7 protein-coding genes and 3 pseudogenes are annotated in these 17,330 nt (G+C 32.9%); 5 read left to right on the top strand and 5 right to left on the bottom strand.

What is annotated here, in order from left to right; translation table 11 throughout:
- Nucleotides 1-298: 298 nt before the first annotated feature.
- The 3 genes and pseudogenes from ABWU33_RS04890 to ABWU33_RS04880 form a co-directional block, all read right to left on the bottom strand.
- Nucleotides 299-5,095, bottom strand: a complete 4,797-nt coding sequence (locus ABWU33_RS04890) for an ankyrin repeat domain-containing protein (protein WP_353280437.1) — start codon at nt 5,093-5,095, stop codon at nt 299-301.
- Nucleotides 5,096-5,178: 83 nt separating this feature from the next.
- Nucleotides 5,179-6,204: pseudogene (locus tag ABWU33_RS04885) on the bottom strand (phage tail protein).
- 271 nt (nt 6,205-6,475) lie between these two features.
- Nucleotides 6,476-6,994: pseudogene (locus ABWU33_RS04880) on the bottom strand (baseplate J/gp47 family protein); the annotation flags it as partial.
- Nucleotides 6,995-7,299: 305 nt separating this feature from the next.
- Between ABWU33_RS04880 and ABWU33_RS04875 the strand changes: the two are divergent.
- Genes ABWU33_RS04875 through ABWU33_RS04855 form a run of 5 tightly spaced genes read left to right on the top strand, consistent with a single transcriptional unit; the run spans nt 7,300 to nt 14,594 of the window.
- On the top strand, nt 7,300-9,552 hold the full coding sequence (locus tag ABWU33_RS04875; RefSeq protein ID WP_353280435.1) for a coiled-coil domain-containing protein: 2,253 nt from the start codon (nt 7,300-7,302) through the stop codon (nt 9,550-9,552).
- A gap of 41 nt (nt 9,553-9,593) precedes the next feature.
- Nucleotides 9,594-13,346, top strand: coding sequence for a collagen-like protein (locus tag ABWU33_RS04870; protein WP_353280433.1), 3,753 nt, complete (start codon nt 9,594-9,596; stop codon nt 13,344-13,346).
- A gap of 4 nt (nt 13,347-13,350) precedes the next feature.
- Complete coding sequence (locus tag ABWU33_RS04865; protein ID WP_353280431.1) at nt 13,351-13,671, top strand: hypothetical protein; 321 nt, start codon at nt 13,351-13,353, stop codon at nt 13,669-13,671.
- The gene (locus tag ABWU33_RS04860; RefSeq protein WP_353280429.1) at nt 13,644-14,321 is read left to right on the top strand and encodes a hypothetical protein; all 678 of its coding nucleotides are present in this window, start codon (nt 13,644-13,646) and stop codon (nt 14,319-14,321) included. Before ABWU33_RS04865 ends, ABWU33_RS04860 begins: the two co-directional genes overlap by 28 nt.
- A 45-nt stretch (nt 14,322-14,366) precedes the next feature.
- Nucleotides 14,367-14,594, top strand: coding sequence for a hypothetical protein (locus ABWU33_RS04855; protein ID WP_353280427.1), 228 nt, complete (start codon nt 14,367-14,369; stop codon nt 14,592-14,594).
- A gap of 330 nt (nt 14,595-14,924) precedes the next feature.
- Here ABWU33_RS04855 and ABWU33_RS04850 read toward each other — a convergent pair whose 3' ends face one another.
- On the bottom strand, nt 14,925-15,926 hold the full coding sequence (locus tag ABWU33_RS04850; RefSeq protein ID WP_353280425.1) for a hypothetical protein: 1,002 nt from the start codon (nt 15,924-15,926) through the stop codon (nt 14,925-14,927).
- A 310-nt stretch (nt 15,927-16,236) separates the two neighbouring features.
- Nucleotides 16,237-17,310: pseudogene (locus ABWU33_RS04845) on the bottom strand (recombinase family protein); the annotation flags it as partial.
- Nucleotides 17,311-17,330 lie beyond the last annotated feature (20 nt).

Genomic DNA, 17,330 nt, shown 5'->3' with positions numbered 1-17,330 from the left:
TGAATATTGCTACATTATGGTCAATAAAATCAGCAGAACAAGAACTTTTTTAGCATTTTATTTTAGTTTGTATTTTTAAAACTAAAGCCAGTGCTTGCAAAAACACTTCTATTTTTTTTACTGCAATGTACTAAATGATATCACTACTTTCAGTACCCAAAATCATCTAGTGAGAGAAGAGTTTTTCTTGGAATGTGTTGGTCTACCACTTGTTCTACGCGAATTTATATCAATTTATTACTTTATTTCTCTGTTTTTTTGAAATTCCCCTAATGAAATTAAATAGCTTACTGTAAAATTAGCTTCCTTTTAAGTTCTTGTTATTCACAGATTCTACAGCAACACTATTAAATGAATATGCGGGAATCTCACTATTTATATTAACAATGCTTTCCGTTCTATCAGCAAGACCTTCAAATTGCATTGATATGTCTGATGGTAGATTCTGACTACCTTGAAGCAATTGTATATTTGATGCATTTTCTTCAAATGTTACACTAATATTTTCTAATTTTCTTTTTTTAGACTCGTTTAAATGTGCAGATCTCCTCTGTTGTCTTTTATGCAAACAATCCCTGAGTTTAGATTTCACATTAATTCGTTGCGTTAAAAGAGAAGAATACTCAATAAGGTCGCGAGCAATATCTAGGCGTTTAATGGTAATGGTAAGAGCATAAAATAAAGGACTCATACCACCTTCGTCCTGTAGATTTATATCAGCCCCTTTTCCTATAAGGTACTTAACACTACCCAAGTGAGCATATATGACAGCAAGGTGCAAAGGACTCACACCTTTTTTATTCTGTAGATTTACATTAGCCCCCTTTCCTACAAGATAGTCAATAATACCTGAGTGACCATATATGACAGCAAAGTGCAAAGGACTCATACCATCTTTGTCCTGTGCATTTACATTAGCTTCCTCTCCTACAAGATAGTCAATAACATTTAAATAACCACGTACGGCAGCAAAGTGCAAAAGACTCATACTACCTTTGTTCCGTGGATCTACCATAGTTCTTTGCGTTATAAGGCGCTTAATATTATCTAAGTGATTACACACTGTAGCATAGCATTCAGAACTCATATCATTTTTATGATATGGATTTACACTTATAATAAACATCTTTTTCTCTATAAGGTATTTAGCAATATTTAATCTAACACTTTCAGCAGCATGGCAAAAAGGACTCATATAATCTTTATCCTGTAGATTTACATTGGCACCTTTCTCTACAAGGTAGATAACAATATCTAAACGACTATTTTGAGTAGCAAAGTACAAAGGAGTTATACCATTTCTGTCATGTGAATTTACATTGGCACTTTTTTCTACAAGACATTTAACAATATCTATATTACCACTGATAACAGCATAGTGTAAAGGACTCATATCATTTTTATCATGTAGATTTACATCAGCTCCTTCCTCTACAAGGTATTCAACAATATCTAAACGATTCTCTTCAATAGCAAAATGCAAGGGCCCTGAACTTTCATCTTGTAGATTTACATTGGCCCCTTTTTCTATAAGATATTTAATAATATCTATATTACCACTGATAACAGCATAGTGTAAAGGAGTACCACCCTCTCCACTCAACTTATCAACCTCCCAATATTTATTGTCAATAAAATGCTTAACTACTTCTAGTTGACCACATACAGCAGCCCAGTGTAAAGAGGTAAGGTCGCGATTATCTCCATCCAAATCACTTCCTTTCTCTATAAAGCATTTAACTATCTTTAAGTGACCATGCATGGCAGCACAGTCTAAAGAAGTAAATTTCATTTTATCAACAGCATTAACAATTTTACTTAATTTATTTGAATCTACTTTCTTTAATATACGTTTAATAACTTTCTCATTACCATCTTTGGCTAGTAAATGTAAGATAGTACTTCCATCATAAAGAGAATCAATAAATTCATTAACTAACCTGTCATATTTACTTGCATGACTCCAAACAGATATAGCGTGATTTGCATTTGTAAGACAAAATGATGTCATAATCTCTCTTAAAATTTCTTCTTCTGTTCCTGCTTGTTCTTTCTCTAATCTTATTGTTTTTTGTACTCCCATATGAACTCTTGCTATTGATTCCTCTAAATCAATCACTGAGAACTTATCAAGTAGATTAAGTGCATCCAAAACCTTTTGCTGATCGTTTTCTGATTTCTTATGAAGAAAAATTTCTGTTGTATCAATTTGATCAGGACTCAAGTAAGCCATAGAGGCTAAAATATCATGCGATTGTTGTCCAATATCTTTTTCTTCTTTTATTTTGTCAAAGTTGACCTTCAAAGTCGTAAATAATTCTGGGGAGATATCTTGTTCCTCCAAACAATCAAGATTTGATTCTTGCATTACTTTACTATAGCGTTCTAGGTATTGACTAATACTAATACCTTCTTCTCTAATGTATTTTGTTGCTTCTTTTAAAGCTAATGGAAAGTAACTCAACCCTTTTACTAACTTTACCATCTCGTAAATCTGTAAGTGTGAGTTATCCTCTATTCCTAAGGCTTTTTCAATAAACATTAAGGCTTCTGCTGAAGAAAATCCTTTATCCAAATTTATCTTTTCTATCTCTTCTTTCCAATCCTTATTGCGAGAAGTAATTAAGATGTAAGGCTGTTTTCCACCAAAAATGAAACCATAAGGCGGTAAAAATTTTTTAATCTCCTCATATTGACTGGCGTTGTCAAAAATAAAATAACTTTCTACATCCTGAAGTTTCTCATATACATTATCAACAATAGATTCAATTCTTTTCTTTTGAACATCATTGTAATCTACTTGCTCTTTACCTTCCATATCAGAATTGATTTTTTGTATACCTTTATAACCTCCTGTAGAAATTCCTAATTTTTTAGCTAGACTATAAAATGAATTTGAAAGGGTGCTACATGATTTGGCATTTATCCATATAACGTTACCTTTACTCTTTATACTATGCGCATAGCTTTTAGCTAGTTCACTTTTTCCTACTCCATAGCCTCCATGAATTAAGATCATTCGTGGCATTTCTTCTTGTTTTTTAATGTCTAACTTCTCGTTTAACATCTTTAACATATTTCCTCTTTCTACAAAGAATTGTGGTAAATGGTCCAAATTAAAGAGAAACGGACGTACACTTTCCTCTTTTTTTGTTTGGAAATTCTTGATCTTTTCATACAGTTCTTCTATATCTTTTCTTTTCGTTGAATCGTTTCCATTAATCTCTTTTAATATATTACCAGCCAATTCTTTCTTTTTTTTCTCATTTAAAATATGCACATACTCTTCTTCTTTAGGTAAGTTAACAAGCCTATACTTTTTGTCTACCTCCCACCACTTTTCTAATTCCCATGTAAAAGGAAGTCTATATCCATATTTTTCAGCATTATCATGTTTCCTCAGCTGATAATATTCAGTAGTATCATAATTTACTTTTTTTATTCCTACTCCTGTATATAATTCTGGGGTTATCCAAATTTTACCACTTTGCTTATCTTTCACTTTATATCCAGACTGAAATGCTTCTGACTTAAAAAGTTTCGCTGGTTTTTTTAAAACTTGCTTAGCAAATGTTCTCGCTTTTGATTCACCTAAAACAACACCTTTTGTTATAAGATCAACGGAAAGTTCTTCTTTATTAGCTGAAATATAATTTATTACTCTAGATACAGCATCTATTGCTAATTTCTCAATCCCTCTCTCCCAAGAAAGGCTACTAACATCCATAATCCCAGTAAACTGCCCCTCAAATTTTTGAAAAATTTCCAAACTAGCATCTACTAAAATCTCTCTTGTGCTACCTTCTAAAGGCATAACTGTTGAAGAAACACTTTTTGCTCCTTTCTTATGCTCTTTTGCAGAAAGATAACCTATCATTTCAATTGCTTTATCAGGAATTACTCGCATACCTGGTGGAATAGCACTCTTTATAGTTGAATCAACCAGACCTAATATTTTACCTGTTTTTTTTATTTTTGAACCTGATTTTACTTCTTCAGAGTATTGAAATAGTTTTTTTTCGAATTCTTTAACAAAAGTCTTAACAAAAAAAGTTGCTCTTTTCACTATTTCATCATCTGTAAGACCTATATCCTCTACCGTTAACCTACAATCAATCAATGCACTATACCATGTACTACTGCTGCTTATAGATGAAGCTCTTGTTACTCTAGGACTATCTTGACTTCGTTCATGCTGAAGTTCTTCATCAGATAATCTGTCTTCATAATCAACTGTTGCTTCCATTATTGACTCATCAGGCAACACCTCTACACCAGGGCTAGATTCTTTATAGTCTTCACAGTCCATTTGATTGTCTGTGACATCTTTCATTTCTGCTTCGAAATTTTGTCGAAAATAAACAGACTCACTGTCCAATTTTTTTTCACTAGCCATGGTTTTATAATAGTAAAGTGACGTTTGCTGTACTGTCCCTCTTAAGATTGGTTGAAAATGAAGACCTCCTTGATTTACTATATGTATAGTATCTTTTGTATAGTAAATTTTCTTACTAAGAATCTCGCTATTTAATATATCCTTTTGGTAACCTTCCTTATCAATAAGGTGATGCGTTATTACAACTTCTTCATCCCCATTAAGGGTTATTTCAACAAAATGCAATCTTACATTATATACTATACAAATTATTCTTCCCTCAATCTCTGGTAGACCCCACACAGGCACATTTAATTTTAATCTATCTATTACTTCAGATCCTTTCTCAATATCATTTGCGGTAAACCCAATGCGTGGAACATAATAAGAAATGATTCTACAGTCATTTTTTAAAGCTTCTTTAAGCCATGACGAGTCAATATTAAGTTGACTCTCTGCAAACAGCCTACAAATACGTCTTAAAGATTTTACAGTAAAGCCCCTATTAGGTTTAAGCTGTTCAAGCCCCTGTGCAACTGCGTGAAAGAAACAATCTCCCTTACCAATAGCTTCCCCTATTGTAAAACCTTCTGGCAAATCTAAACCAATAGGTATTTGTTGACTACTAGATGGTAATGTATCTTTTTTTTGCTCTCTTATTAACTCAGATCGATTAACTGCTTGTTTAAAATAATTTACAGAATTCAATGTCTTTAACACAATACTCCCACATATTTATTACGTAAAATGTAACTTTATTATGAATAATAAAGATCTAACAAGGCAAGAATTTTTTGCATGTTTTAGCATTTTATTATAGTTTGTATTTTTAAAACTAAACCAATTGTAATCTTCTGATCTGTATAGTTTTCTACTTTGTAGTGGTGAGTAACGCTAAACCTTTCTAAAATTGGCTTGTGTTTTAAACTCCAATGTTGCCATGAAAGTTTATCGCTTCCCAATACAAATTTATTCCCTCTTTCCTCTACACTACTAACTGGAAAACATGCGTTTATTTCTCCTAATCTTCAACTGTCCGATAATACTATTTGTGCCTTAGCAAACTTTATTTCTGGTAATAAACTTTGTGGTAATGGATATAGTGCTTTTAAATTGTACCACTGATGATTTCTTGCATAGATGCCTTTGTAATCCTTTGTATGAGCCTCTGTTTCTCCAAGTACTGCTATATCTAATCGATATATGTCATTACTAAATGCTTGCTCATAATGGTTACGTAGATAACTCTCTATAACCTTAATTGATGTACCACTAAACCTGAAAAAATTTACTCTTCCAAACGATAATACTGGTCCATCCTTTTCAACCTTTATCCCTGAGTAATCCGATAACAAATTTCCAAAAAAGCTTTCATCTAAAATAAACCTATCAACGTTGTAGTAATCATTAAACATCCTCATTAGCCCCGATCTTGCTGGTAGTGATAGTTTTGCAAGTTCTACTACTGCATCCACAAAAAAGTCATTTGGAACATCTTTTATTCCTATTTGCAACTCGAAAAAATGTTTACCAGGTGGTTCTTCTATGATTGTAATATCTTCTATATTTGCCCATTTTAATGCTATTTTCAGTGAGGCAGGTGTTCCTCTTAAACGCTGAAATTTTATTCCTTCTACTACGGCTTTTCTTCTATCTTTTACCCAACGCAGTATCTCTTCTAAACCATATTCTTCTATTATCCATGGTAATGTTTCTTCTTTCAGGTTGAACTTAAACCCTCTTATACAGCTTGGATCAACCTTATAATCTATTGCATCAACCAGTGCTTGCTCTTGCTTTGTTGCGTTTGGCGGTAATAAACTTTTCATTTGTCTTTTCTTTCAAGTTGCTTTAATTTCCTTTATTTAGGTAGCTTATGAGTAAGCAAGAGATCATTGCAGAACTGATCAAAAATAAAGATGTTCTTAATATCGAAAACACTTTCCTTAATATTTGACCATATTATCCATACTTTAAAAAACAAATTACAACTTCTGGAAGAAAATCAATACTTTCCTCTCCCTAACATTGGATCCAGTAAACCACTTATTGCACGCAATCCCCTCACTGGTACGATTCCACAAAACAAAAAAATACGTTTTAAATCCTATCTAACTTGACATGGCCAAGCACTGCACACTCATTCCCCAATACTACAACATCCTCTTTTGGCTCGATTAATTCTACGTTTTCTACACCATCTACAAATAGATTCGCTATTATCCACGATCTTGTTACACTCCACCCTAATCTTTTTGCTAATTCAAACTTCTTAATAAACTGCTTCTTGATTTCTTCCTCTGATATTACAGGACTTATGCTCATTCTGCTGTGAATATCTATTTCCGTAATATTGCAACCAATTACTGTTACTGTATCTGTTAAAACCCTTATATCATCTCTAGTAACCTGCTTTTTTACAATTTCTAGTAGCTCTTCTGAAGCTATGCCAGTTGTGGATAATTGTGTTGATAAGATTGAAATTTGTACTTTCCCTGGTATAGGTGATTCCACTAGTGCATCTTTTACTCTACTATCTGCTGACAGTGCATGATATTTATAATATTCCTTACTTCCTCCTGTTGACCAACCTGCTATTTTTGCTTTTACCCTCTTTTTTACACAACGCCGCTTTTATTTAAATTGTTCTCACGAAGGTAGGTACTTTCTTGTGATTTTTGGAAAGAGTAAATGATCAAATTCCTTATAACACTAATTAGTATGGTCTTTTCATTAAATTTATCCTCTCAAAAAAACTGTGCTTTATCCATCTACTTTAATGGTATCATAATATTTTACACCTAAATCTATTCTATAAAAATTCACAATACGAATTAGTAAATAGATTATATTCAAACCGATTGTATTTATGATATATAGCGTATACAATATATTACTTGTTTATTTTAGTAGGGGGTATAGGTATGTTTAGTTCGAAGCAGGTAGTACAATATAATTTATTTGGTAGTAACGTCCTTGAAGGCATTTCATCTTGTAAATTTGCACATTTTCCTGAAGAGGTATTTGAGATTAGCAGTGAAGAAAATCAAGTAATAGATAGTTTAGAAAGCAAAATAGAAAATCTACAACAGGAAAATTTTGATCTTAAAAAAAATGTAGAGTTACAAAAACACTATAAGAAAAGAGTAGAAGAGTATTACGAAGAAGTAAGTGAACTTACCAGAGAAATGCAAACCCTAGAAGGGAAAATTAAAAAGCTTGAAGTTAAATTACAAAAAAGTACAAGAAGTTTAACTGAAAATGATCAAGACATCGAACAGCTAAAACAGAAAGTAGAAATATTATTATTAGAAACTCAGAACAAAAGTGATGTAATTAAGAACTTAAATAACCAATTAAAAGAGGCAAAGAATGAAATTCAGTTAACAGACAAAATAAATGAAGAGTTACAGCAAAAACTGGATTTGACTGAAGCTGAGTTAAACAGAGTAAGAAAAGAAAGTACAGTGCTGATAAACAGTATAGAGGATTTGAAAGGTAATTATGAAAATCAGATACTAGAAAAAAAGAAGGAACTTAATGATATAAGAGATCAATTGTGTATTTATTTATCAGAGTATAAAGAGCTATTTGCAGAATTCAGTAGTCTGCAGAAGGAAAACGAGAGTTTAAAACAGAAAAATTTCTATATTAGTAATGAAGTGTCTCTTGCAGATGAAATAAACAAAGAAAACGTAAGAAAAGAAATAGCGAGAACTCAGTCTATACCTGAAGTAGAAACCAGGTGTATTAAAGATAATGATGATCAAGAACCAACCTGGCTATGTAGAGAAGGAGAAAATAATCAATATGATAAAACAAGTGAAGATAAAGACTCTGAAGATACTGACTACGAGATTGGAGTATGGAATGAAGCTGATAATGAAAGTAGCGATGATCATAAATCAACTCGGCTATATGGAAAAACAGAAAATTGTCTAACAAGTGAAGATAAAAACCTTGAAAATACCGATTTCCCGATTGAAGTATGGAATGGAACGGATAGTGAAGATGAAGACAATGTTAGCCCTTGCCCTGATTATGATGAAAGTTTTGGTAGGCGTTACAGTCAACTATTCTATACTGACGAGATAACCCGTAAAGAAAAAGGAAAAGATACTTTTCTTTTAATCCGTCAAAAAGACTCTTTTTCTCTAACAAAGGTAAAGCTGAATACAAGAGAAGAAGAAAAGTATGAAAGTATTTGGCAAAAAATAAATAAGATTCATGATTATCTAGACATTTTAGGTTACTCTGGTAGCGAAGAAGATTATGAGGAGTGCGAAAAAGAACTTGATAAAGTTATAAGCGCAGCACTGGAACAAGGAATAATGTTCACTTTTCCATATAAATCTGGTATGTCCTTGATAGATCGTATAGCTGACACATTTCAAAAGCTATATTTATCTGCTGACACTACTCGAATTCATGAGTTCTTACACAAGAGAAAAATATTTCAGGTAATATCAGAAGGTGCATCTTTAAATAGATCGAGCGACGAAGAGCATGAAGATTTTGTGAACATAATTTGTTCAGATTTAGACACTTTGAGTAAACGATCCGAAAACCTTTCAAAGCTTAAGGAATTAGCACTTGAAAGTATTATGAATAAAAGTGAGCAAATTGATGAATATGACTTTGAACTAGAAATAGATAATGGATATTTTTGCATAGATTATCCACAAAATAGTATTGTTGAAGTTGCAAGGATATTAAATAATCAAAAAGCTAAAGATTTAAATCTAAACATTGGTATACTTCAAGTTGGAAACAGTATAATTAGAGTTGAAAATATAGGAGGAAGGAGAAATTATACAGAGTTCTCGGGAGATATCATTGAAATGTCTTTTACCACTGAAGTAGGAGAGATCAGTATTCATCTATGTCCTAGTGAGAAAGATAGTAATAAAATAGAAGTGAGGCTTGTCGATGAAGTAAGATTTAACAAGTTAGAGAATAAATCAAGTTTAGGGCAGAGTTGTCTGTTAGGTGGGAAAAGTGTTTTGACAGCTATAGAAAATGGGTATTTCGAAAGAAATAGTAGTGCTTTTAAAGAGTTAGGTAAGACTATTAGACAGTCAGATTGTACAATGGAAAATCCATCTAGCTTTTTAGAAGAAGTTAATAGAAATCAGCTACTAAAAGTAAATGCAAGAGCTTATGGTAGGGGATTATGATAGTTAATATATATTAAGATATAGAAACCAGGAGGGTTAAGATGCGTTTTAATTTAGAGCCGGGAGGTGCTTTTTGTGATGGTAAAAATAAGCTTGTAACTGTCAAAATAAATGATGAAGAAAAGATTAATTTACCTTATACGTCATATATCTTTGATAAACATCACCATTTTATCATCTCTAATTTCAAGATGAACCCTACGAACAGTATACTAACTAATTTTTATCAACAAGAGCTATACTTAAAGCTAGAAAAAGTAGAAAGTGATTATAAGTTGGTTCTAGTTAATAATGAAGATCAATATTATTATTATGTTTACTATAATGATACAAATATTGTCAAAATAGCTACTTTTAATTCTATACCTAGCAATTTCATAAAATATCAAGGTCAGGATTATATTCTCTCTTATGATGGAGAGTGTTCAGTCAATTTTGTACCGCTAATAAATAGTAGGGTTCTAGTAGATCCAAAAGATATAATGAGTAATCAAGACATAGATTTTGTCTTAAAAGAGCTTGAAAAGCTGCCTGATAAGAGACTTAGAATAGGCGTTGGAAAGAATTTTTTAAGGGGACCAGAAGAAGTGCTATCAAGTACTTATAAAAGTGCTGAAGTATATGGTATACGTGGTAATAAAATTGGGATATTGAATAATATTGCTACTAGCTTTAGTAATAAAAAATTAGAGCTATTCTCTGGAAATGTTTCTATCGATACCATAGATCAATTTGGTGCTAATCTTAGTCTTAAAAAGACTAATCCTCGTTTTAGAATAAAAAGATTGAATAATGACAATTATGTAGGATGCATGTTAAGTAAGTATGGTAAATGTGAGAGATTTTATGCTCTGACACCTGAGAGCTTTGAGCAAGGAGAATATGCTTATACAGATTATGATGATGAGGAGGAGGAGTTTGACCAGCAGAGTCACTATTTATACGCTTATTACTACTATTTACATGATCTGGAGGTTACTGTGAATAATAAAAAATTAGAACAAAGAATTGAAGATTTAGAAAGAATAGTTAAAAATTTAAATAATAGCATAGCATTAGTACCCGGTTTAAAAGGTGAGCCAGGTGAAAGGGGTATGCGAGGTCTTCCAGGTTCCTACGGCCAAAAAGGTGAGCCCGGAGAATTAGTATGGGATAGTAGACCTGGAGAGAAAGGAGAGAGAGGTTTTCCAGGTCCGAAGGGTGAACATGGAATAATGGGTTACCCAGGTAACAAAGGTGAACCCGGACCTATTGGTCCTCCGGGTATTCCAGGTCTTGATGGTATTCCTGGTAAACCGGGGACTCCTGGGCAAAAAGGGAATAAGGGGGATACCCTAAATGCTCAAGAAATTGCAACTGAATTAGTTACTAGTAAAAAAGCTGAGTTAGTGGAAGCAGTTCTTAATACAAAGGGTATCATAGGTAAAAATCTTGCAACTCAGATTGCCGATAAGATTAATATCCACTCGCAGGAATTTGTGAATAAAATTGATGCAGTAAAATTTACTGAAGGAGTAGTAAATAAACTTTCTTTAGAGGAAGCAAAAAACATTGTAAAAGATACTGTGAGTAAGGTAACAAGTGATGCCACAAAGAAAAATAATCCAGACTCTATGGCCTTCAATAAATATGAAAATTTTGCAGAAAAGCTTGCTGAACTACTTGTTCGTAGAAGTAGTATGAGCGAGAAAGAAGCTCAAACTCTTGTAAAAGATAAGGTAAGTAATTGGGGACTTGCTAAGTATCTTCTGATTCATAGTGATTTAAATGAGCAAATAAAAGCTCTAGAAATGGTGAAGAAAGAAATAAACGAGGAAAAATTAATTCAGTCCTTGCTTGATTATGCTCAATTAAAAGGCAATGCAAGCGCAACAAAAACAATAATTGAAAATATTGTTCATCAGTTCCTTGACACTAAAAAAGTAGGTGAACTAGGAAGAGCAGTACTAGAAGCAAAAGATAATCAAGGTAAAAAGATCTTAGTTAATGATCTGGCCTTACAAAAAGGAGTAGCAGAAGAGTTGAGAAAAAATCCTGGACAAACGAAAGGAGATACTGGAAGACCAGGTACACCTGGACTAAAGGGTGATAAAGGTGTGCGAGGTGAAAGTGGAACGAAGGGACCAAGGGGTTGGAAAGGTGAGCCTGGTTCTAAAGGTCTAAAAGGTGAGAGAGGAGATATTGGTCCAAGAGGATCAGATGGGTTACCAGGTTCGAAAGGAGACTTAGGTCCTAAAGGAGATATTGGAGCTCCAGGTGTACCTGGTCTTAAAGGTGATCAAGGAAATATTGGTTTCAAAGGAGATACTGGCTCTAAAGGTGATAAAGGTAGAGATACAAGTCCTGAAGAAGTTGCACAAAAATTAATTAATAATGGAACTATTGCTAATGAGGTGCTTGAATACCGTGACCAAGGCGGAGATTTAGTATTAGAGAAGCAAGTTACAGGAAGAATCATTAGTAATCAAGATATTCAAACAGGAATAGCTATTGCATTAGCTGATAACAGAATGGAAGAGCTAGCAGATGTGTTACTACGTGGTGCTAATCATACATTAGTAGAAAAACTTGCAAATAATACCGAGCTAACACAAAGCATTTCAGAAGAACTAAGGAAAAATCCAGGAGAAGTCCAAGGTCCAAAAGGGGAAAAAGGAGATATAGGTCCTAAAGGATTAGAAGGGGCTATGGGAATAAAAGGTGATAGGGGTGAGAAAGGAGAGATAGGTTCTAAAGGTGAGAAAGGAGGTCCAGGTGCGAATGGATTGCAAGGTCCAAAAGGATCAGATGGGTTGCCAGGACCTAAGGGAGAGATAGGTTTGCAAGGACCTAAAGGTCAGGTTGGTAGATCTGGTCTTAAGGGTAGTAAAGGAGATACTGGTCTAACGGGAATACCAGGTCCCAAGGGAGAAGATGGAATAGGTGCTGCATTAGCTGATAAGTTTTTGTATGAGATAAAAAAAGTAAAGAATGAAACTCTGAATGCTAAAGATTCAGCAGAGGTAGCCAAAAATGCTTCAGAAAGTTTTGCTAAAGAAGCTAAAAATGCTAATGATAACATTATAGAACTACACAATAAAACAGAAAACTTCACAAAGAAAGCTGAAGTTTTCTGCAATGCTAGCAAAAAATCTGCAAGTGATGCATCTGTCTCAGAATCTAATACTCAAACTTTTTATAGTCAAACACAAAAGATGTTCTGTGTAATACAGCCTGATGATACAAGTTGTGTTATAGAGAAAAGAGATAAGAGGGAAATAATAAACTCACCAGTGACAAGCGGAGCAAGCAGACCAACTTCATTTATATCTCAAGTAATAAATTTCTTTTACCCTGCGGTAGGACAGGACGAATATAAAGTAAAAAATGAAATACAGGAAGTGGCAAAAATAGTAGATGCAGCAGATGTTGTAACAAAATTTGAAGAAGTATTGGGAGCAACAGCTGTGAAATGTGGCATTTCAAAGAAAAGTCTAAATTTTGATCCAGTGGAACTGCAGTCAACCATTATCAATAAGTCATTACTTAATGATGAAAATCATAATGAGTTGTTGAAGTTCTTGTGTATAACTGCAAAAAAATCACTCCCTAATTACAAACAAACTAGTAAATGTTTGTTTACTTTTAAAGATCATATGGAAAAAAGATTAAAAGACAATGAGCAGCAAAGAGCTTTCGTTAATACTGAAAAAATAGTGGCAAATAATGAGCAGCCAAGGAGTTTTATGAGTTATGTCTCTCCTCCTAGTAGCCTCAGTGCTATTAATCAGCAAGTTGTTGGTTATTTAAGGTAATAGCATGAAAAAGTATACATTTGAAATAGACGATAAGAATCCACTTTATAAAAAGCTAATTGAGTTGCCTACTACATATTACAGATTAAAGCACAATAATAACAAATATACTATCCATTCACACATTGGTACGGCTGAGCTGGGTGATGATACTAATGGTTTAAAGTTAAAGAAGCAGGGTGATAAAATATTTTTATATAAAGGAGCCTCGCCTCTGAAGGTGCACAACACAAATGGCGAAGTAAAGGACCTAGTTATAGAGCAGGGAGATATTATTAGTGAAAAAAAAGTGATATTTTGGAAACGATTAAAACACAAGAAATAAATATTGTATTGAAGGAAGGGAGTAGTATCTCAGACTTTGCTCTCGGATTATCTTATTTAAATGATGATTTGAGTACATTAACTGGAATATTGTCCTTCATTGATTTTTATAATGAAGATGATCCAGCACTACAGAAGATTAAAGGAGAAGAAGGTAGGCTTTATTTTACAATAGAAGAAGATAATATCTTTGTATCAGACAAAAATGGAAACTGTCTTCCGGTGTGTAAAGATGGTAGTTGCTATAAATATCAATACACAAAAAATAAACATGATATAGAAATCAGTGAGATATCAAAAATAATAGAAAGCTTAACTAAGACTAAGGAGTGTAGTATATTAGAAACAACAGAAAGTTCAATTAAGGCCGGACAGAGTTTGACTTTTCAGCAAGAAGAGAAGTTATCGGAGTATGATATGTATGAAGTAGAAAATGGTGAGTGTATATCTACTTTACCGAAAATTGTCTATCATATGTTTAACAATGAGTTTCTCATACATAACTATACTACAAAAGAAAAAGAGGTAGAAATTCCTAGAGATTTTCATTACCTTAAAGTTGTTCAGTCCAGTAGTAATGATGATTATCAATTAACATTTTGTAATTTCTTAGGTAATGAGTTTTTTGAACATAAAAAGTATGATCCATAATACTCAAACGTTTCAGATGAATATAAGTATATAAGTTTAAACTGTATGAGAAAGGAATATAAACCAAATTTCTGCAAGTTGCTTAATCATAAGCCATCGTTTTTTATCACAGAAGGGACTGCTAATTCAAATTGTCCATGTCACTATTCAGCTGATATATATGAATTAACAAGTAGTGGAAAAGGTAGGAAAATGGCTACATTAATTGACCAATCTTACTCTTTAAACGAGGATTGTGATTGCTATACAAACGTAGAAGTATTGCTCTCATAAAATTCGAATTCTGGATTAGATTTCAGATAAATTATTGAAAATTTTGACTTTTTTAACTAAGTATGGTCAAACTCAAAAATAGTAGTTATAGAACTTTTTACAATAGTCCCAACAGATCATCATGCGCTACTGGCTATATATAGCCATCAACATATGTCTTATCGCATTCGGACTATTATAAGAAAGGTTATAACTTCTGAAACCTAAATTATGTATTAATAATTAAAAAGAGATCGATAACTTATAATTACGAGATTTACGATGGAAAAGTTAATGAGCATCTTTTAAATTCGATTAGACTTAGCTAAAAAAATCGAGATTTTCAATAATTTATCTAAAATCTAATCCAGAAATCGGGTTTGAAGAGTGGATAGTAGGCTGCTCTACTTTTTCAAGCCTGGTATTAGGCTCTAAATTACTACACAATCCAAAACTTACGCAAGCTAACCCAGCAATTCCAATAACTATCCCTAGTATATGTATTTCCATAATATAAAACACAATACCACTTACTAATAACACTGCACCAATAACTCCAGCTAAAATTGGTTGATTTGATGATTTTCCATCTTTAGTAATGCCATATCCAATATTAAAATATGGTTCAGCTTGAAATGACCTATTTGGCTCTTGCATATTAGTTTGCGTAAAAGTATTTTGGTCTTTCTTATTGATTTTACAGATGGGTTGATTTGTATGACGATTTTCTCTGTGCCACTCAGTGTTATTTTCTGCATCTTTCTCAAATATATTAACGATTTCTTCTTGCTCATCAGTAATAAAATTTAAAGAATTTTCTTCGCCTTTGTTTTCCTCTTTTACACTGGTTTCACATGTGGGCTTAATATCTTTGCTTCCTGTTGAAATATTTTGGGTTTCTTCACTATTTGCAAACATAGTTTCGTGTATTTCAAGATCTCTACAGTCTTTATTGATACCCTCACATCTAGTTTCAACATTACTACTTGCAGCTTCAACTTCTATATTCAGAATTTCCTCAAACTCCTTCAGAATCAGTGCACTTTCTTTGCAATTGTGTTTATTAGCATAGTCAAGTAGTGTATGGCTTATCTCTTTACCTTCTGCTTTCTTTACTTTCACTTTTTGGTTGAGAATTTCTTTCAAAATACCATTCTTTTTAGAAGCTTCTAGAACTCCTCTAATAGCTTTACTATCTTCCTCTAATATGCAGGATACCAGTGCAGTGTAAGTTATTGTTAGACCATTCGGCAATTTTTGGATCAATTCCTCACTAAGAACATCCTTTAAGATTCCTTGATTTATTGCTTCTTGTAAAAGCTCCTCAAAAGCTTGATTATTTTTATAGAACACAGAGTGGCACAGTAGCGTCAGAGTCCCTTCCTTTTTCTCATCCTTGTAAATTATTTTTTTTGTAAGAAGTTTCTGCGTGTTGTAATTAGATTTATTAAATTTTCCACTAATATTTTCACCGTTTTCTATCTTCTTTAACAGCTTGAAAAGCTTTTTTTTATCTTCATTGGTAAAATTATCCTGATCACCTGCCAGCTCATAGATTACATTTTTTGCGTTCTTAATCTTTTAAAACTTTGGCATTACTTTCCTTGCTCTACAATATTTAATTTTATAAATTAGTTATATTAACAACTTATTAATTGTTCAATTAGGTTGCTAATCCATAAAATTTCTCCACTTGCTCACTCCACAGCATCGGTATTTCTCTCAAATCAACTAATTTCAAATCTCTTGGCTGCCTCCCATTTACTATGTCTTCTTTAATTCTCGGAGCTAAATAATTCAACCTTAAAATTTGCTGTATACGTCTTGTACCTATATTAATTTTGGCACTCAGCTCCTTCACACTTTCGTATTTTCCCTCTTCTAGTTGCCGTTTCCAGGAATGGGCTCTTACCACTGCTTTCAGTAATGCATTGTTTGTTTTACCTTCTGGTTCTACTACTGTGCATTTATTTCCTTTCTTCCTTATTGGTATAAACTTTTCCTCTGATTCAGAACTCACTTCTATTCCATCTTCCTTAACCATTACTCCCTTTATTAACTTTTTCACTATTTCTTTTTGCTTTCCAAAACTTAAATTTTTCCACTCTTCCGCTTTTTCTCCCCATTTTTCATATAAATCTTCTGCTCTCTTCATTACTTCTTTTTCCACTTCTCCAGCAACTATTGTTCGGTTCACTGATCCACAATCCTTCCCCCTTAAATGGTTATTGCACACATAATATCGGTACCTTTTATTTTCTTTTTTTGAGTATGTCAGCGTCATATTTACATCACAGCTCTTGCACTTAATTATTCCCTTTAGTAGCGCTTCCTCGTATTTCGCCTTTCTATATGGTTGATTCTTTATCAATTCCTGTGCTTTTTGCCATTTTTCTTCTTCTATTATCGCTTCATGTTTTCCTTCATATTGTTTCTCGTAATGCCTAATTTTTCCCATATATATTGGGTTTGTTATTATTCTTCTCACCGTCGCTTTTTTAAAGATATCTGATTTTGTTCTGTAACCTTCTCTATTTAACTCCCTTGCCAATTCTGCCATTGACTTTAGCTCCACATATCTTTCAAATATATGCTTTACTGTTTTCGCTTCTTTCTCATTTATTATTAATTCTTTATCTTTTACATCATATCCCAGCGGCAAAGTTCCACCCATCCATAGTCCTTGTTCTTTTGATGTTGCTATTTTATTTTTTACTCTCTCTACTATCATTTCTCTGACCTTACCCAGAAAAAGTA

The organism is Wolbachia endosymbiont (group B) of Cyclophora punctaria, assembly GCF_964028235.1.
Lineage (GTDB): Bacteria > Pseudomonadota > Alphaproteobacteria > Rickettsiales > Anaplasmataceae > Wolbachia.
The sequence above is the reverse complement of the archived record's forward strand: the minus strand, read 5'-3'. Positions and strand labels throughout refer to the sequence as shown.